This is a genomic window from Staphylococcus sp. EZ-P03 (genome assembly GCF_003344575.1).
GTDB lineage: Bacteria > Bacillota > Bacilli > Staphylococcales > Staphylococcaceae > Staphylococcus > Staphylococcus simulans_B.
Genome location: NZ_QPMO01000011.1, coordinates 41707 through 59549 on the forward strand (window position 1 = coordinate 41707; position 17843 = coordinate 59549).

14 protein-coding genes are annotated in these 17843 nt (G+C 36.3%); 6 read left to right on the forward strand and 8 right to left on the reverse strand.

The genetic code is table 11. The annotated features are described in order from the left end of the window. Positions 1 to 71: 71 nt before the first annotated feature. From DVJ99_RS06905 to DVJ99_RS06930, 6 genes are all read right to left on the reverse strand, one after another. On the reverse strand, positions 72 to 1775 hold the full coding sequence (locus tag DVJ99_RS06905; protein ID WP_114603675.1) for a PTS lactose transporter subunit IIBC: 1704 nt from the start codon (positions 1773 to 1775) through the stop codon (positions 72 to 74). A 15-nt stretch (positions 1776 to 1790) separates the two neighbouring features. Then, positions 1791 to 2120, reverse strand: coding sequence for a PTS lactose/cellobiose transporter subunit IIA (locus DVJ99_RS06910; RefSeq protein WP_105993757.1), 330 nt, complete (start codon positions 2118 to 2120; stop codon positions 1791 to 1793). 314 nt (positions 2121 to 2434) lie between these two features. Further along, a complete protein-coding gene (locus DVJ99_RS06915) occupies positions 2435 to 3049 on the reverse strand; it encodes a PepSY domain-containing protein (protein ID WP_114603676.1) in 615 nt (204 codons plus the stop codon). Positions 3050 to 3227: 178 nt separating this feature from the next. Then, a complete protein-coding gene (locus DVJ99_RS06920; protein ID WP_114603677.1) occupies positions 3228 to 4385 on the reverse strand; it encodes a serine hydrolase domain-containing protein in 1158 nt (385 codons plus the stop codon). 56 nt (positions 4386 to 4441) lie between these two features. Then, a complete protein-coding gene (locus tag DVJ99_RS06925; protein WP_114603678.1) occupies positions 4442 to 5569 on the reverse strand; it encodes a serine hydrolase domain-containing protein in 1128 nt (375 codons plus the stop codon). Positions 5570 to 5621: 52 nt separating this feature from the next. Then, entirely contained in the window at positions 5622 to 7274 is a 1653-nt protein-coding gene (locus DVJ99_RS06930) for a phospho-sugar mutase (protein WP_114603679.1), read from the reverse strand. Between the two features lie 476 nt (positions 7275 to 7750). Between DVJ99_RS06930 and DVJ99_RS06935 the strand changes: the two genes are divergently transcribed. The 4 genes from DVJ99_RS06935 to DVJ99_RS06950 all read left to right on the forward strand — a co-directional run bounded on the left by DVJ99_RS06935 (position 7751) and on the right by DVJ99_RS06950 (position 14134). Continuing rightward, on the forward strand, positions 7751 to 9004 hold the full coding sequence (locus tag DVJ99_RS06935) for an LCP family protein (RefSeq protein ID WP_114603680.1): 1254 nt from the start codon (positions 7751 to 7753) through the stop codon (positions 9002 to 9004). A gap of 19 nt (positions 9005 to 9023) precedes the next feature. Next, the gene (locus tag DVJ99_RS06940; RefSeq protein ID WP_105993751.1) at positions 9024 to 9494 is read left to right on the forward strand and encodes a DUF2538 family protein; all 471 of its coding nucleotides are present in this window, start codon (positions 9024 to 9026) and stop codon (positions 9492 to 9494) included. 95 nt (positions 9495 to 9589) lie between these two features. After that, entirely contained in the window at positions 9590 to 10012 is a 423-nt protein-coding gene (locus tag DVJ99_RS06945; protein ID WP_114603681.1) for a GNAT family N-acetyltransferase, read from the forward strand. Between the two features lie 444 nt (positions 10013 to 10456). Then, positions 10457 to 14134 carry a glucosaminidase domain-containing protein gene (locus tag DVJ99_RS06950; protein WP_114603682.1) on the forward strand — a complete coding sequence of 1226 codons (3678 nt, stop codon included), beginning with the start codon at positions 10457 to 10459 and terminating at the stop codon, positions 14132 to 14134. Positions 14135 to 14241: 107 nt separating this feature from the next. Here DVJ99_RS06950 and DVJ99_RS06955 read toward each other — a convergent pair whose 3' ends face one another. Then, the gene (locus DVJ99_RS06955) at positions 14242 to 14661 is read right to left on the reverse strand and encodes a MarR family transcriptional regulator (RefSeq protein WP_105993748.1); all 420 of its coding nucleotides are present in this window, start codon (positions 14659 to 14661) and stop codon (positions 14242 to 14244) included. Positions 14662 to 14810: 149 nt separating this feature from the next. Between DVJ99_RS06955 and DVJ99_RS06960 the strand changes: the two genes are divergently transcribed. Further along, the gene (locus tag DVJ99_RS06960) at positions 14811 to 15815 is read left to right on the forward strand and encodes an acyltransferase family protein (protein ID WP_114603683.1); all 1005 of its coding nucleotides are present in this window, start codon (positions 14811 to 14813) and stop codon (positions 15813 to 15815) included. Between the two features lie 145 nt (positions 15816 to 15960). After that, positions 15961 to 17124 carry an aminotransferase class I/II-fold pyridoxal phosphate-dependent enzyme gene (locus DVJ99_RS06965; protein ID WP_114603684.1) on the forward strand — a complete coding sequence of 388 codons (1164 nt, stop codon included), beginning with the start codon at positions 15961 to 15963 and terminating at the stop codon, positions 17122 to 17124. 148 nt (positions 17125 to 17272) lie between these two features. Here the strand turns inward: DVJ99_RS06965 and DVJ99_RS06970 are convergent, their stop codons facing one another. After that, a complete protein-coding gene (locus DVJ99_RS06970; protein WP_105993745.1) occupies positions 17273 to 17722 on the reverse strand; it encodes a MarR family winged helix-turn-helix transcriptional regulator in 450 nt (149 codons plus the stop codon). Positions 17723 to 17843: the final 121 nt, after the last annotated feature.

Consider the following 17843-nt stretch of genomic DNA (forward strand, 5'->3'; position numbering starts at 1 on the left):
CGCTTATGAAAATTCAAAGATGTCGTGTGTGATGCAACAAGGGGCTGAGATGTGTGGATTAACTAAGTTGCTTAGTTTTTGCTTTCTTCATTGTTTTCATTGATTTTTTCGAAAATCAATTTCATTGCGCCTTCTCCGTCTCGAGTTAAGCCAATGTATTGTTTACCTGTTGTCGGTACTAATACTGCACCGTATTGATCAGTATATTTTCTCATTTCATCTTTCATCGCATCCATTTGAGGAGCTAAGATGACAATATCCATATCTTTAATTAAGTCCATATCTTGACCATAAGCACGTGCTGTAGCTTCTAAAGGAATGTCGTTATCTTTTGCATATTTGTTCAAGCTGTTTGCTAAGATACCGCTTGTTCCGCCGCCGGCACATACAACTAAAACATTTGTATGATCACGTGTTTTGAAATCTTCTGCGCTTACTACAGGTTCAACTGGAGCTGCTGTTGCAGTACCGCCGCCTGCAGTTGCTGCTGCAGCTTTTTGCAATTCAATTTCATGTTCTTCGTCAAGTTTTAATTTGTCGTATGCTTTGATGAATGGGAACCAGATTGTAAAGTCTAATACTAATACAATCGCGATTAATAATAATGACAATACTGAGAAGTTAGATGCCATATAGATACCGATTGGACCTGGTGTAGGCCAAGGTAAGAAGTGCATAAATCCGTTCATTCCAAGATTATCTACGAAGAATTTTAAAATCCAAGAGTTTAAAATAGGTGTAATAATGAATGGAACCATGAACACTGGGTTCAAGATGATTGGTGCACCGAATAATAATGGTTCGTTAACGGCGAATGTAGTCGGGATAACCGAAGCTTTACCCACCGCTTTCAACTCTGGCGATTTACATAGGAATATAAAGATGTATGGCACTAATAGTGTTGCACCAGTACCCCCGATCAATGCTACGAAATCTTGAGTAGATTGTGTCAATGCATAATGCGCATGTTCGCCTGCTCTGAATAAACGTAAGTTTTCTACTTGGTTGTTGTACATAATCGCGATAACTGCAGGACCTACTACTGAAGGACCGTGTACCCCGATAAACCAGAAGAACGCCATAAATCCAAAGATAATCGCAAATCCGATATAACCATTGGCTGCTCTGAATAATGGAGATAACAAGTTAGTTACCAATTCTGCAGTGTTACCTTTAGTTAAGGCACGTACTACAATGTCCACGATCCAGAAGAATGTTACTGATAATGCAAAAGGAATCATGTCTTTAAATGCTTGCGCAATGTTACCTGGAACTTGCGGAGGCATTTTGATTGTTATATTTCTACCAATACAGAATTTATAGATATTAGGTACGATAAATGCGACTAAGAATGCTGCGATTAATCCTTTAGTCCCTAATAAATCGATGCTGATACCATCTTTGATTGGTTTAACAGCTAAAATTAATAATGAAGCTTCAGCTGCTACGAATGTTGAAATTACGTTGATTTGGTTCGTTTTAGGTAATTTCAAGTTTCTATTGTCGGTAAGTGATTTAGTTACAGTACCCGCCATAAAGACGGCTAACATACCCATCGTGAAGTTATAAACTTTCATGATGATGTCTTCAATGTGTTTTGGCCAGTGGAATCCCCATACGTTTGGTACATAAGCTACCAAGATAAATAGAGATGAGAATAAAACGACTGGCATTAAAGCTACGAAACCATCACGGATTGCAGATAAGTACGGGTTAGATGCAATCTTTTCGAAGAAAGGTTTCATTTTTTCAATCATTTTGATAATTCTATTCATGCTGTCACCTGCTTATTAGTGTTGTAAGTCACGGAGTTGTTCATATAAGTCAATCATGTAGTTTGCTGCGTCTCTAAGTGCCATTGTAGTCATTAAATGGTCTTGACCGTGTACCATGATAAAACTAATATCAGATGCTTCTCCTGCTGCTTCTTTCGCTAACATTTGTGTTTGTTCTTTGTGTGCTTCAGTAATAAAGTTGTTGGCTTCAACAATATGTTGACGTGCTTGATCGAAGTTATTTTCTTTTGCAGCAGCTAAAGCCGCCATAACTTCTCTACGTGCATCACCTGCAATCGCAACGATTGTGAAGCCAATCATCATGTTTTCTTCTTTATTGCTCATGGTGTTTCCCCCTTAAGATGTAATAAAAAGTAAGTTAATAAATATCAACGCCAACGAAACAATCAAACACTCTTTTAATCATCGCAGCACGAATGTTCGTTATTGTTCGTTTTTGTTCACAATAATAATGTAGCTTTTTTACTCGTTCTAGTCAATTCTAATTTTAAAAAATATAGTGGTTTCAAGTGATTTATGACAAATAAGTCACATAATCATCATAAAATTGGCAGCGCTTTAATAAATTAAATGAATTCCCTTTCATCAACGCAAAAAAAGACTGCCTAGTTATCTAGGCAGCCACCAAACAAAAAAGATTAGTCATCTTTTTCTTGTTTTAAAATTTTAGCTGTTTTTGCATCAAAACTGAATTCTTGTTTTTCATTTCCTTTTTGTAAGTCTACATCATAAACGAATTTGCCTTCATCATCATCTTTAGATAGTGACCATTCATGAATGTCGCCGTTAAATTGATCTTGGGCTTTTTTGATGATTTCTTCATAAGACTTGTAGTCTTTATATTCGAATGATTTGTTTTTATCGTAGTCATCTTCTTTTTCAGTTGATTTATTGATGACTTTGTTATTTTTGCTGTCGACTATAACTTCAGCTTCTTCACCTTGTTTTTGCAAGTCGATTTTATAAGCCCATTTGCCTTGTTCTTTTTCAAATGAGATTTCTTTTAACTCGCCGTCATATTCTTTCTTAGCAGTTTTGATTGCTTCTTCAGGCTTGATTTTAATATCTTCTAACTTAACTGTATTGCTGTTTTTACCTGTTTCAGATGTACTAGAAGTATCACCTGATTGTTTTTGGTCAGTATTCGCTTTTTGTTCTTGATCATTTTTATTTTCGTCGCTTGAGCCGCCTTGGCCGCAAGCCGCAAGTACTAAACCTGATGCTACTAATAATGAAACCATTTTTTTCTGCATATTGATTCCTCCTTATTTTCTTTTACCCTTTTGTAAAGGAATTATTTAGATGATACCCATTAATAAGTGTCGATATACAATTGCAAATGATATTTTCACTTATTATTTGAAAAAATGCAAAAAACTGTCTCACATCATTGAACACAATTTTGTGAGACAGTCGAAAATTCATATTTTGTTATTGTATTGTTTTTCTAAAAGCAGTAGGGTCAGGCTGATTCAAATAATGCATGAATACCTCTCTCATATAAACTTCATTTTGACCCACTGGTTTTTGGTAATTGGTACCCATTACTAAAATATACTCTTTATTAAAATAGCAGGTAAACTGCTGGCTGTAGAATATACCATTCGTTCTGCCGCTTCCGCCATAACTATAAAACCCATAACGATAAGCATGCGGAAAATCTTTCGTTAAAACTTCATACAGTAAATGATCAGTCACTGATTTAGGAAAGATTTTATTTTCTTGCAACGCAGCTACAAGTTTACCCATATCGCGCGGCGCCATGTATAAATTACCTGCACCGTAATATTGGTCCAGATAAGAAGGCGGATCAAGTATTTTAAAGTCATCATACCCCTTCGCCATATATGGTTTGAAAGAATTATTATTATAAAAAGCTGTTCGATCTAAATGATACGGCGTCACAAACTTCTCATTAAAATACTCCGCATACGGCTTGTTCACAACAGCTTCGATGACACGCGCCAATACGATATAATTCGCATCATTATATTGATGTACCCTGAACATATTCGGCTGCAATCCTTGTTCTTGCAGCATATGCACAGCCCCATCAATACTATGGACACTTGCCTTAGGATGAAACTTTTGAATACCGCTTTGATGCAGCATAAAATCACGCAATACTAAAGGTTTCCCTGTTTCAAACCAAGGCAGATATTTGGTTACCGGATCATCCATATTGATTTTGCCTTCTAATTCAAGCTGCTTAAGCATCATACCTGTCATGAATTTTTGTGCAGACCCGATTAAATACATTGAATTCGGATTAGACTTTTTATCGTTAATAAAATCTTGATAGCCGTATCCCCTATCAAACACTAATTCTCCTCTATGAAAGACTGCAATATCTCCATTAAACTTAACTTCTTTCAAATATTTATCAAGCTGTTCGTATTGCAGCGTCGGATCTTTAGTCACCGGCTTATAATCTTCAGGAATTTTTGCTTTTTTAACTGCAGCCGGCGGATCATGCTGCAGTGCACCAAAGTGCCTATGATGTTTCCAATTTAAATAATATGAAATCACAACAGCTATAAGCGCAACTGCGATTACAAATATCATGATTTTTAAAATTTTTCTATTCATTACTTTCCTCTTCTGATGATGTATTTTCTAAAGGTGTTGAAAAAATAATACAATCCTTATTTTGGTTGTTTCGGCTCAGGTTGATTTAAAAGTTTAGTATAAACATATTTCAAATGATTTTCGTTTTTATCGCTTTTATAATTTGATGCAATAACGACTATATAATCATTATTGAAATAAGAAGTGAGCTTTTCGCCAAAGAAATTTCCATTCACCCTATGTTGTTGTCCATATGTCGTAAAGCCATATCTATATATACTTGGATAAGCTGGTGTCTTAAACTCAAACAGCATAGGTGTTGTTATCGACTCAGGAAAAATTTTGTTTTCTTGAAAATTCAATATCAATTTAGCCATATCTCTCGTAGACATAAATAAATTCCCAGCACCGTAGTATTGCTCCATATACTTAGGATGACGTAATGCCCTATGCTCATCGTAACCCTTCGCCATATCTGACTCATAATTCTTCTCATTATAAAAAGCAGTTCTTCTTAAGTCATAAGGTTTTCTTAATGTTTCGTTGAAATACTTTGCGAAAGGTTCTTTCGTGATACTTTGAATGACAGCGGCCAATACGATGTAGTTGCCATCGCTATACAAATGTTTTTTATACATACCTGGTTGAATATCAGCCTGCTGCAACTCTTTGGCAACATCTTCAATACTATGTGCAGTAGGACTGCCGTTGAATTTCTTCAATCCGCTTCGATGCAGCATAATATCTTTTAAAATCAAAGGTTTGCTTGTTTTAAACCAAGGCAAGTACTTATCAATCGGATCATTGATATTAACTTTCCCTTCAACTTCTAATTTTTTCAGCATCAAGCCTGTTGTAAATTTTTGTGCTGAACCAATGAGATACATTGAATTCGGCGTCGTCGGCTTCATTGCTTCAAAATCTTGATAACCGTAGGATTGGTCCATCACCAACTTTCCTTTGTGATAGATGGTGATGTTCCCGTTGAAATGCTGCTGCTTTAAATAACGATCTACGTTTTGATACGCAGCGTTAGAGTCCATTACTTTTTGATAGCCGTGTGAAGACTTATTTTCCGCCGCAACGGTCGGCTGTTTCATGCTGTACCTGTTTTGGTACCGCCAGTTCAAAAAGTATGAAAATCCTGCCGCTAATATCGCCACTGCAACTATAAACACAATGCTATGTTTTGCTTTGTTTTTCATTGTTTTCCTCTTTTATCGTGGGTTCTTTCTTGATAGTTTATTTGAATGGTATTTAAGCTAAATATTCTTGTTCGAATTGTGCTACGACTTTGTCTAAATCTTCTACATTCAGAGAGAAGTAGACTTTGATTTTAGGTTCAGTACCTGAAGGTCTTAAGGCAATAAATCCTTCATCAAAGATAAAGCGGATTAAATTGCTTTCAGGTAAAGTCGTTTCTGTTTGCTGTTGTGTTGCTAAATCTACAATTGTTTTAGTTTGATAGTCTTCAATTTGTTTAACCTCTAAACCGACAAGTGTTTTCGGTTGCTGCTTGCGGAAACTTTCTAACAAGTCATTAATTTTTTGTCTGCCTGCAGCCCCTTCAAATTTAGGTGAAATCGTTTCATCTTTAAATGTTCCAGTGATTTCATATACTTCTTGCAATACATCTTTGAAAGTTTTGCCTTGGCTTGAAAGTTCATTTTTATACTTCACTACAAGCGGAATCATTTGAATCGCATCTTTATCTCTAGAGAATGGTGCCGCTAAATAACCATGGCTTTCTTCATAACCTAACACTAATTGTTCATTTGTATCTTGTTTATTCTGCAAGATTTCTGAAATGAACTTAAATCCTGTTAATACCGTATTCACTTGCAACCCGAGTGCTTTGCCTAAACGATCGCTTGCAGCACTGCTGACAATTGACTTAACCATAAATAAAGGCTGCTCGTTATGCTCTGCTTTAAGTTGTTCATAGCGTAATTTCAATAAAATCAAGCCGATTTCATTGCCGTTGAAATAGCGGTAATCATCCTTGCCGTAGCGTTCAATCATACCGAAGCGATCAGCGTCAGGGTCAGTCGCAAGAATTAATTGCGCATCTTCTTTTTCAGCTAAACGCAAACTATAAGTAAATGCTTGTTCTTCTTCAGGGTTCGCATATGCGACTGTCGGGAAGCTGCCGTCTGGTTGAGATTGTTCCTTTTCAATTACATAATTGCTGTAATTCAAATCTTCAAGAATCTCAGATAAAATCGGCAAGCTTGTACCATGCAGACTTGTTAACGCAATTTTATCTGTTTGCTGATCGATTGCACCGACCAATGCTTTAACTTCAGCTTTATAAGCTTGTGTTACTTCATCAGATAAATATGAAATCAAGCCTTGATTCAAGCCGTCTTCAAAATCACCGCCTGCTAAATCTAGCGGATCTTCAATTTGATTAATATAACTGCTGAGCATTTCAGATGGTTTCGGCAGTAATTGGCCGCCGTCTGCACCGTAAATTTTAATGCCGTTGTATTCTTTAGGATTATGGCTTGCTGTAATCATAACGCCTGCATCTGCATTTAAGTGGCGTACCGCAAATGATAACTCAGGGGTAGAGTTATAACGTTTGCCTACAACTGCTTTAACACCATATTGTGCAAGCATAGCCGCAATTTCATGCGCAAATTCTTGCGATAAAAAGCGTGTATCAAAATGAATCACTACTAATGATTCAGGTTTATGATCATTTAAGTATTTGGCTAGCCCTACTGCGACTTTGCGTACAGTAAACGCATTTAAACGTCCAGGCCCTAGACCAATCAATCCTCTGATTCCTGCAGTCCCAAAAGCTAAAGTATCTTCAAAACCTTCTGCTTTCGAACTTTCAGATTGTGTATTATAAAACTCAGAAACTAAACTTTCTTCTATCTTGTTCTCCCAATTCAATTTCATACTTAATCTCCTCTCTGTACCTCTCTCTTATGTTTAAACTATGGATTAGAGTATTTATTTTTAACAACCTTATTATAACTGATGTTTTTCAGAAATACATTTCATATTCATGAAAATCATGAAGTTGCTACGCTTTTGTGTCGTTTGATACAAAAGCACTTCAATCACAACATATGTAAAAGTTGATACTCCCTGAAAACAGATGCAAATCTCATCATATTTTAAAACCTATTTTATTTTGAACATATTTCGTTTTTGTAAAGCTAATGTAAACATTGAAATTCAATGCTGAATTTTCTTTAGTAATGCCTTTAAGTATGAAATAATAGGTGGGATACTAAGTTTGTAATTTAGCCATAAAAGTATTAAAATATATGGTTATAATGAGCAAATTCAGCAGCAATCCAAACGTTCCTCTTTAGAAACTTCTCTTAGATGATTGCTGATTTATAAAATTGAAACCGGGAGCAAGAGTAATGAACAAAATTTTTAAATATTTTTTAATTCTTCTTTCGCTCGTTTTGGTCGTTATTCCTATTATATTTGCAGTGATGTTATATAAAACTTCTCGAAGTGCAATCGATTCATCTTTCAGTGACAACTCAAACAGAGTTTCAAATTTAAGACAAGGCAAGGTCAATCCTTCTAAAGAGCCGATTTCTGTACTTTTCTTAGGGATAGATGATAATAAAGGAAGACGTGAAGGCGGGCAAGCAACTGAGAAATCACGTACTGATGCTATGATTCTTTCAACTTTCAACCCAGATAAAAGCCAAGTCAGAATGTTAAGTATTCCGCGCGATACATTAAGTTACATTCCAAAAGTAGGCTATTACGACAAAATCACACATGCCCATGCCTTCGGCGGTCCTACTGCTGCTATGGATACAGTGGAAGCTACATTAAATGTACCTGTTGATTATTACGTACGTATCGATATGGATGCTTTCGTTGAAGCTGTTGATGAATTAGGCGGCATTTATTATGATGTTCCTTATGATTTAAACGAACCGAACACTAATGACGATGGACGTATTAAAGTGAAGAAAGGTTATCATAAATTAAATGGTGACCAAGCACTTGCAGTTGCCAGAACAAGATACCATGATTCAGATTTAAAACGCGGTCAGCGTCAAATGGATCTTATCAAAGCACTTGCCACAAAAGCACAAAGATTAGATTCAGTGAATAAATTAGACAGCTTGATCAAAATCGTCGGCAAGAATTCAAAGCATGATTTATCAAACGATGATATTCAAAAAATGCTTACAACTTACCTCCCTGCTGATTTAGAAATTAAAACTGAACAGCTTGAAGGTAAAAATGAATTACTGAATGGTATTTACTATTACAATCCGGATATGAAGAGTATCAAAAAATATTCAAATCTGCTTCGTTCGGATTTAGGATTATCTAAGATTAAAAGCAACAAAGAATTCTTAAATTCACGTGTCATCAAAGCCTATGGAGAACTGATGCCGTTAACACCTATTGATGACAGTCTGTTGCGTAAAAACCAAAAAGATACGACAGATGAAGATCAATCTGAAGACGAAACACAATCAGATAATACAGAACAAAACAATAATTCGGGTAATGAACAATGGAATAATCAGCAAGATCCAAATGCATGGTTTAACCAAGACCCTAATGCCGGAAACCAGCAAGATCCTAACATGAATATGGATCCGTCTCAGCAGCAAGCTCCTTCAGATCAAGGATATTATTAGAAAGGGAGAGCGATAGAATATGCCACGCAAGACCTATGAAAAATTAAACAATATTAATGGAATGTTTGGGATATTAGAACAGCAAATCATTCACAGTAAAGATATGGCGCATTTCAGAAATGAATTTTTCTATGTCAATCATGCTCATAGAGAAAATTACGAAGCGCTATTGCTTTATTACAAAGACAGCTTAGAAAACCCATTTATAGACGGAGCTTGTTATATCGTCGCATTACCAGAAATTTTTGATCGTGTCGACGTATTCCAATCTGAACTGCCCTTCTCTTGGGTTTACGATGAAAATGGAATTACTGAAACAATGAAATCAATCAGTGTACCGATTCAATACTTGATTGCTGCGGCACTTGAAGTCACAGATGTCAACATCTTCAAACCTTCAGGCTTCACAATGGGTATGAATAACTGGAACATTGCACAAATGCGTATCTTCTGGCAATATACAGCAATCGTACGTAAATTTGCACAATAAAAAATCAATCGCTGCAGAGCAAATACATGCATCTGCAGCGATTTTTTTGTACCCTAAGAACAACTCTTTAAAATAAAAAGATGAGGATGATGATTATGTTTAAATTAGCACAGAATAAAAAAGAAATGAACGATGTCTTTCATGTAAGAACTGAAGTTTTTGTAGACGAGCAAAATGTTCCTTTAGAAAATGAAATCGATGAATATGAAGATAGTTCAACACACATCATCGGCTATGATGAAAATGATCAAGCAATCGCAACAGCACGTTACAGAAATGTCGATGGCGCCGCAAAAATCGAACGTGTTGCTGTAATAAAAACATTGCGCAATCAAGGTATCGGCAAAAGTCTGATGACATTTATTGAAGATGCTGTAAGAAAAGATGGTTTTACACAAGCTGTTTTAAACGGACAAGTACAAGCACAACCTTTCTATGAAGCGCTTGGTTATCAAGCTGAAGGTGATATCTTCTTAGAAGAAAATATTGAACATGTGGTCATGAAGAAATCATTATAATTTCTTTGTTTTTTACTATATTTACAACACGAAAAGTATATTAATGCTATTTTTAGTGGAAGTTTACTTTTGAAACAAAGTACATTTCAGATTAAGGTTTCATTACAAAATGATTAAAAACCTCTCTATACGTCTTAAGTCGTACTATAATATATGAAAATGATATATTATATAGGTTTGACATAGTGTCATATTCATTCAGTCTGCTAGTGGCTATGTGTGTAGAAATGATATGGCCTGGATACATGTTACTAACACGTTTTGATTATCACAATTATGTTAATAACATCATCAAGTCATCTATTTTCTAACGTCATCGACAGATACAACTACTTGACGTTAAGAATCAAACATCTCGGAACTTTTCGATATACCGATCCAGACGTTTATCTACAGACTGTAATATATTCAAATATAATATATTGTTAAAAGGAGTATCATTTTATGTCTAAAAAGTTTCATTACAAAACCCCAGCTATCATTGCATTAACGATTGCAGGTACTGCTATTACTACGCACCAAGCATTTGCGCAAAGCAATACAGACTCGGCAGATAGCACGAACACAACAAGCAATGTGAACCAGAATCAACAACCGACTGACAACCAAACTGCAAAAAGTACAACAACAACTCAGAATACAACTAACCAAATTGCAGGCACACAAGAATACAAAGACCCTGCCCAAGTTCAACCAAAAACTACAGAAAACAACTTGAACTACGATTCAAAACTTGATCAATTGTCTACTCAAGCAGATACAAGTAATGGAGCAACTGCTCAAACTACAACTGATTCTCAAAACAATACGTCTGACAACACAACAGCAGACACTACACAAACTGAATCAAACCAACAAACGCAACAAGAAGACACTGCTCAAACTGAAGCACAAACTCAACAAACGCAACAAGCGGATACTGCTGCTCAAACTGAAGCTCAAGCTCAACAAACGCAACAAGCGAATACTGCTGCTCAAACTGAAGCTCAAGCTCAACAAACGCAACAAGCGGATACTACTGCTCAAGTTAACACACAAACGCAGCAAAAAGCTGAAACAACAGTACAACCTACAACATATGCGGCGCGTTCAGTACAGCCGACAACATATGCTGCACGTTCAGTTGCGCCGTCAACAACGACTTCTACACGTTCTGTGCAACCAACAACATATGCTGCAGCAGCTACATCATTACCTAAATATCAACCAAGAGTAAACTCTTCAATTAATAACTATATCCGTAACAAAAACTATACGGTACCGACATATGAACAAGATTACTCAAATAATATTCCAAAATATAGTTACAGATACGGCAAACCTGAAGGAATTGTAATTCACGATACTGCAAATGAAAACTCAACGTTGAATAACGAAGTTGCTTACATGAAAAACAACTGGCAAAATGCCTTTGTTCATGGTTTCGTAGATGGTAATCGTATCGTTGAAACAGCAAACACAGATTACCTTGCATGGGGTGCAGGCCCTGTTGCCAACCAACGTTATATTCATATGGAATTAGTGCATACGCATGATTACGACTCATTTGCACGTCAAATGAACAACATTGCTGATTATGCAGCAACAAACTTGCAATACTACGGTTTAAAACCAGATAGTGCTGAATATGATGGTCAAGGTACAGTTTGGACACATAAAGCTGTTTCTAACTTCTTAGGCGGAACAGACCACGTTGACCCGCACGGTTATTTACAATCACGCGGTTACAACTATGATGCATTATATGACTTGATTAATGAAAAATATCAAATCAAACAAGGTTTAGTTGCACCTTGGGGTTCAACAACTGCGACTGCACCTAATACAAATACATCTACAACAACGAAACCAAGCACAAATACAACAACACGCCCTACTACAAACACATCATCTCAATTACGAGTGATTCCAGTAGATTCATTAGGTCGTTTATCTTCAACAAATCACGGTATTTACAAAACAGTTTATGATAAAGCAGGCGTTCAAAACTCAGCTTTAAATAACCAAACTTACCGTTTAACTAAAAAAGCGTTATTAGGTGAAAAATCATTCTACTTAATTACGGACTACAATAAAGGTACAAATTATGGTTGGGTTCAAACTGGCGACTTAACATATAAAGTCGGCCACCCAGTTACAACTAACACTAAAACTTACGGTATCCAATCAGGTACTAAATTATACAGCACACCTTGGGGTACAGATCGCCAAGTAGCTGCGACAGTATCTGGTACAGGCACACAAGCATTCAAAGCTTCTAAACAAACAGAAGTCAGCCCTTCTCAATACATTTATGGTACAGTGAACGGCAAATCTGGTTGGGTTGCAAGCTCAAAATTAGGCAGCTATACAGCACCAAAAACAACAGTAACTACTAAGAAAACAGATGTAAAAGGTGCATTCACAGCAACACCATCAAAAACTACAACAACTAAAGCACCGGCTAAAACAACAACGACTGCTAAAACAACTGCGAAAGCACCGACTACAACAGTTAAAACTGCAAAACCAGCTGTAAAAGCAGCAACAACAGTTAAAAAACCGTCAACTGTGTCTAAAGCAGTCAATACAGTTAAAACAGCAGCTAAAACTACAGCAAAAGCTGTTCAACCGACAGCTAAAGCAGCTGTAACAAAAACTGTTGCTAAACCAGCAACAGCAACTAAAGCACCATTAAACAAAACAGTTGTTGTGAATAAATTAGGTCAATATGTAACAGATAACTATGGCTTACGTGCAAGTGTGTATGATAAAAAAGGTGCAAAAGCTGCACAATTCTTAGGCTACACTTACAACATCACACGTGAACGCAACCAAGATGGTACTTTATACTATTTATTGCAAAATATCGGTTTAACAACACCACTTGGCTGGGTGAATGCAAAAGATGTTAAAGTAGCAGATCAAGGCAAAACAGCCCCTACTTCAAGACAATATACTGTAAACACTAAAAACAATGGTCTTTATACAACACCTTGGGGTACATCAAAACAATTAATCGATCCGTTAAATAAACAAAATGGTACATTCAACGCTTCAAAACGTACAGTAGTCAACAACACTCCTTACGTTTACGGTACAGTTAACGGTAAAACAGGCTGGGTTGCTGAAAAAACTTTAACACCTAAAACAACAACTACAGCAAACCGTGCTAATACAGCAACTAAGCAGCAACCTGCTGTTAAATACAACCATGACTACATCGTAACAAGCAAAGGCGGTTACTATTACAATACGCCGAACGGCAAAGTATTAGGTTCATTAAAAGACCAATACGGCAACATCATCACTGTATTTGAAAAACAACTTGTGAATGGTATTACTTGGTATCATGGTACACTTGCGAATGGTCAATCTGTATGGTTAAAATCAGCTGATGTGCGCGACACATTAACAAGAACTACAACTTCAAGCAATACATTAGACCAAGCAGTTGCAAAACAAATGAACTTGCCATGGTCTCCTAAAGTACAACATGTAGCAGGCAAATGGGTAGACGCTTCTAAAGACGAAGTGAAAACTGCTATGGATCCTAGAACTATTTCACAAGACGCAACACAAAGATACCAATTCTTACGTCTTGATAAAGCACAACAAATGTCAGTAGACAGTGTAAACAAATTGCTTAAAGGCAAAGGTATTTTAGAAGGACAAGGTGCAGCATTCGCACAAGCAGCACAAACATATGATATTAATGAAATTTATTTAATCTCACATGCCCTTCTTGAAACTGGCAACGGTACTTCTGCTTTAGCAAACGGCGGATATGTTGATAACGCGAACAAAGTCGTTACAAACGGTACTAAAAAGTATTACAACATGTTCGGTATCGGCGCAATTGATACTGACGCAGTACGCGGCGGCTTTAAAACTGCAGCACATTACGGTTGGGACACTGTTGGAAAAGCAATCATCGGCGGTGCTAAATTCATCACAAGTGATTATTTAGACAGAGGTCAAAACACACTTTATCGTATGCGCTGGAACCCAGCAGCACCTGCAACACATCAATATGCAACAGATATCAACTGGGCAAGCCATAACGCGACAAGAATGAAACAAATGTACGATAAAATCGGAGAAACTGGTAAATATTTCGATGTAGATATTTACAAGGCTTAATCTGTATAAACTTAAAGGACCTGTTGGGCAATATTGCTCCGCAGGTCCTTCTTACATAAAAAATCGCGGAACGCTTTCAAATATTTGAAAAACATTCCGCGATACTTTTAAATATAAAAGCTTTTCTTATTCAGTTTCACAAGCAAATCATAAAGCTGTTTCACATCTTTTGAAGACAACTGGTCGCATCTTGCTTCTAATAATTCTTGACGTGCCGCATTGATTTGATTGATCAATTCTTCAGATTTAGGTGTCACACTGAGTTCTTTGCATCGCAAGTCATGACGCGATTGTATACTCGTCACATAACCTAAACTGACAAGTTTTTTAATCCATCTGGAAACAATGGATTGTTCTTTTCCGATTTTCATCGTTAAGTCAAATTGGGATAAACTGTGGTGCTCATTCAAAATTCGTAAAAGCTCAATTTGTTCTGTCGTTAAATTTGCACGTTGGCCAAAACGTTTGTTTACAATGATTAAATCATTGTGTGTAAGTGTTATTTGCTGTTCAAGTTGTTTATACATGGATGTCTTACCCCGCTTGTTTTAATAGTTATATTATAAGTTTATCAAGCAAAATATACAACAAAAACTTGTAAAAGTTGTTTATCTTGCATTTAACTATGCATGTATAATACGTTAATATTATCCAAAATCTCAAAAGGAGTTTACATATGAATAAGTCACTATCCCAAAGAGATTATTATTTCGATAATGCCCGTGCATTTCTAATTTATTTAGTTGTATTCGGACATCTCTTAAATCCTTATGTAGAAGACCATAAATATATGGGATCGCTTTACTTGCTGATATATAGTTTCCACATGCCGTCATTCCTGTTTATCAGCGGCTACTTTGCAAAAAATATCGGGAAACCTGATCATTTAGAGAAAGTTGCCAAAAAACTCTTAATTCCATATTTTGTGTTCTTTACATTCTTTTCGATTTATTATTACTTAACAGGCAAAAGCAGCAACTTGAAATTGGATCCGTTTGACCCGGTCTTTGCGCTTTGGTTCTTACTGACACTCTTTATGTTCCATGTCATCTTAGTCATCGTGAAGAACTTTAAGCCCTATTTCGTATTGCCCATCGCAATACTCGTCTCTTTATTAGCCGGCTTTTCATCTGATATCGGCGAATACATGAGTTATTCAAGAACCATTGTCTTCTTCCCTATTTTCTATATAGGCTATTTGATGAATCGACATCAATCTATGCTGCTGCGCAATAAAAAATGGGTACCGATTTCCATCCTGATATTGGTCGCATTTTATGTTGTGTATACGATTCATCCGATTAACTCAGATTGGCTGCTCGGCAGTTCTCCTTATAGTTCATTAGATGGCCCGGATGTATACAGTCCGCTTAAACGTTTGATGCTCTATGCGGTCATTTGTTTAACGATGTTTTCGTTTTTAAACTTGATGCCGTCTAAGGAGCGTTTCTTTACGTATATCGGGCAACGTACGATGTATGTCTATTTACTGCATGGCTTAGCTATCGGCATCATCAGAGGTTATAAATTATATCCATTCCAAGATCCGATTACGATTTGGACATATATTTATCTGATTCTGTTATCCGGTCTGATTGTCTATCTGCTGTCTACTAACTTTGTCGCGAAATGGACGAATCCGGCAATCAATTTAGAACGGCCATCCAAATTCAAATTTTAACTGTGAGACAATTTGTTTGTCTCACTTTTTAGTGTTTAATGTCTTAAAATTAATTATATTCAGACTTATAGGCGCTTTTTGGTGTTACAATGTGATAAGATAGCATTTATTACAGATTGAAGTAATCAATTGAGGTGTTAACAGAGTGAAATTATCTTTAAATACAAATTCAAAATTTTTGCGTGCCCCGAGCATCAGACAATTCTCCAGCAGAATTAAAAATATACCGGATTGTATCAATTTAACTATCGGTCAACCGGATTTTCCGATGCCTGAGGTTGTAAAAGACGCTTATATCAAAGCAATTGAAAAGGATCAAACCAGCTATTCTCACAATAAAGGATTGATGGAAACAAGAACTGCTATTCGCGGCTACTTTAACCAACGATACAATGTCGACTATACTGAAGAAGAAATTGTAGTCACAAACGGTGCAAGCGAAGCTATCGATACTGCTTTACGCAGTATTTTAGAACCTGGAGATGAAATTATTATTCCCGGTCCTATTTATGCCGGTTATATTCCGTTAATTGAAACATTAGGCGGACAACCTGTGTACATCGATACGACAACAACAGACTTTAAAATCACACCAGAAGCAATCAGAGCGCACGTGACGCCTAAAACAAAAGCGATATTGCTTAACTATCCGACAAACCCTACAGGTGTTATCTTAAGCCGTCAAGAAGCCGCAAACATAGCAGAAGAGTTAAAGCAGCATGCTATATTCATCTTGAGTGATGAAATTTATGCGGAAAATACATTCAATGGCCAACATACTTCGTTAGCGGAGTTCCCTGAAATTCGCAATCAATTATTATTAATCAGCGGCTTAAGCAAATCGCATTCTGCGACAGGCATCCGTATAGGCTTCTTACTCGGCCCTGAGTACTTAATAGAGAAACTGACATTCATGCATGCCTATAATACGATTTGTGCCAATGTACCCGCTCAAATTGCGTGTATCGCCGCATTAACCGATGGTATTGATGCGCCTAAGGCGATGAATAAAGCGTATAAAGAACGCTTGGCGTATTTAAAACAACGTTTATTAGATATGGGCTTTGCGATTGATGCTGAACCTGAAGGTGCTTTTTACATCTTCCCTAGCCTTGCGCCATTTAATATCGAAGATGATTTCAAGTTTTGTGTGGACGTATTAGAAAAAGGACATATCGCTATGGTACCGGGCTCTTCATTCACAGATGCCGGTAAAGGACATGTCCGTATTTCGTACGCTTACGATTTAGATACCATCAAAGAAGGTATGAATCGATTAGAAAATTATTTAAATGAGTATGTAAAATAAAGCTTTTAAAAAGTGAGATAGTGCTATTTGAATAGTGCTACCTCACTTTTATTTTTTCGTAATAAATCTCTTAATACTATCCCTAATAAATATTTTCGCTGTCATGGCAATGTACATTCCCTCTTCTTTCAATACATTCAGAATGATATCAGTCGTCTTTAGTTGATTCTAAGTTTCTGTCTGCGAATGTGCGCATCATGTTGTAGTATTCTAGTTTTTCATCGCTGTCTAGATTAAGCTGGTCGATGACGTGTGTTGAAATGTTCTTGAACTTTGATTTTAACGCTTTCCCCTCTTGCGTTAAATGCAACACGACCTTGCGTTCATCTTCAGGCAATCTTTTTCTTCTGACTAAATCTTTCTTTTCTAAACGCTTAACGATGGGACTAATCGTTCCAGAATCTAAATACAATTTATCACAAAGTGTTTTCACATATATTTCTTCTTCATCTTCAATATAAGACAAGACAATATAATTAGGAAAACTGATGTTGTATTGCTTCAGATACTTATTGAAGCGATTAATCACTTCTTTGGTCGTGATATAAAAAAGAAAGCATAAATCATGATCTAAATCTTTTTTTGTACTTTTCGCCATAATTTTTTCACCTCTACGTTAAAATATATTCAATTTAACAATGATTGTCAACGGAATAGTTTTATTTAATAAGTAATTTTAGACTTACTTTTTATAAATTGTTTAATCCACACGACAAGTT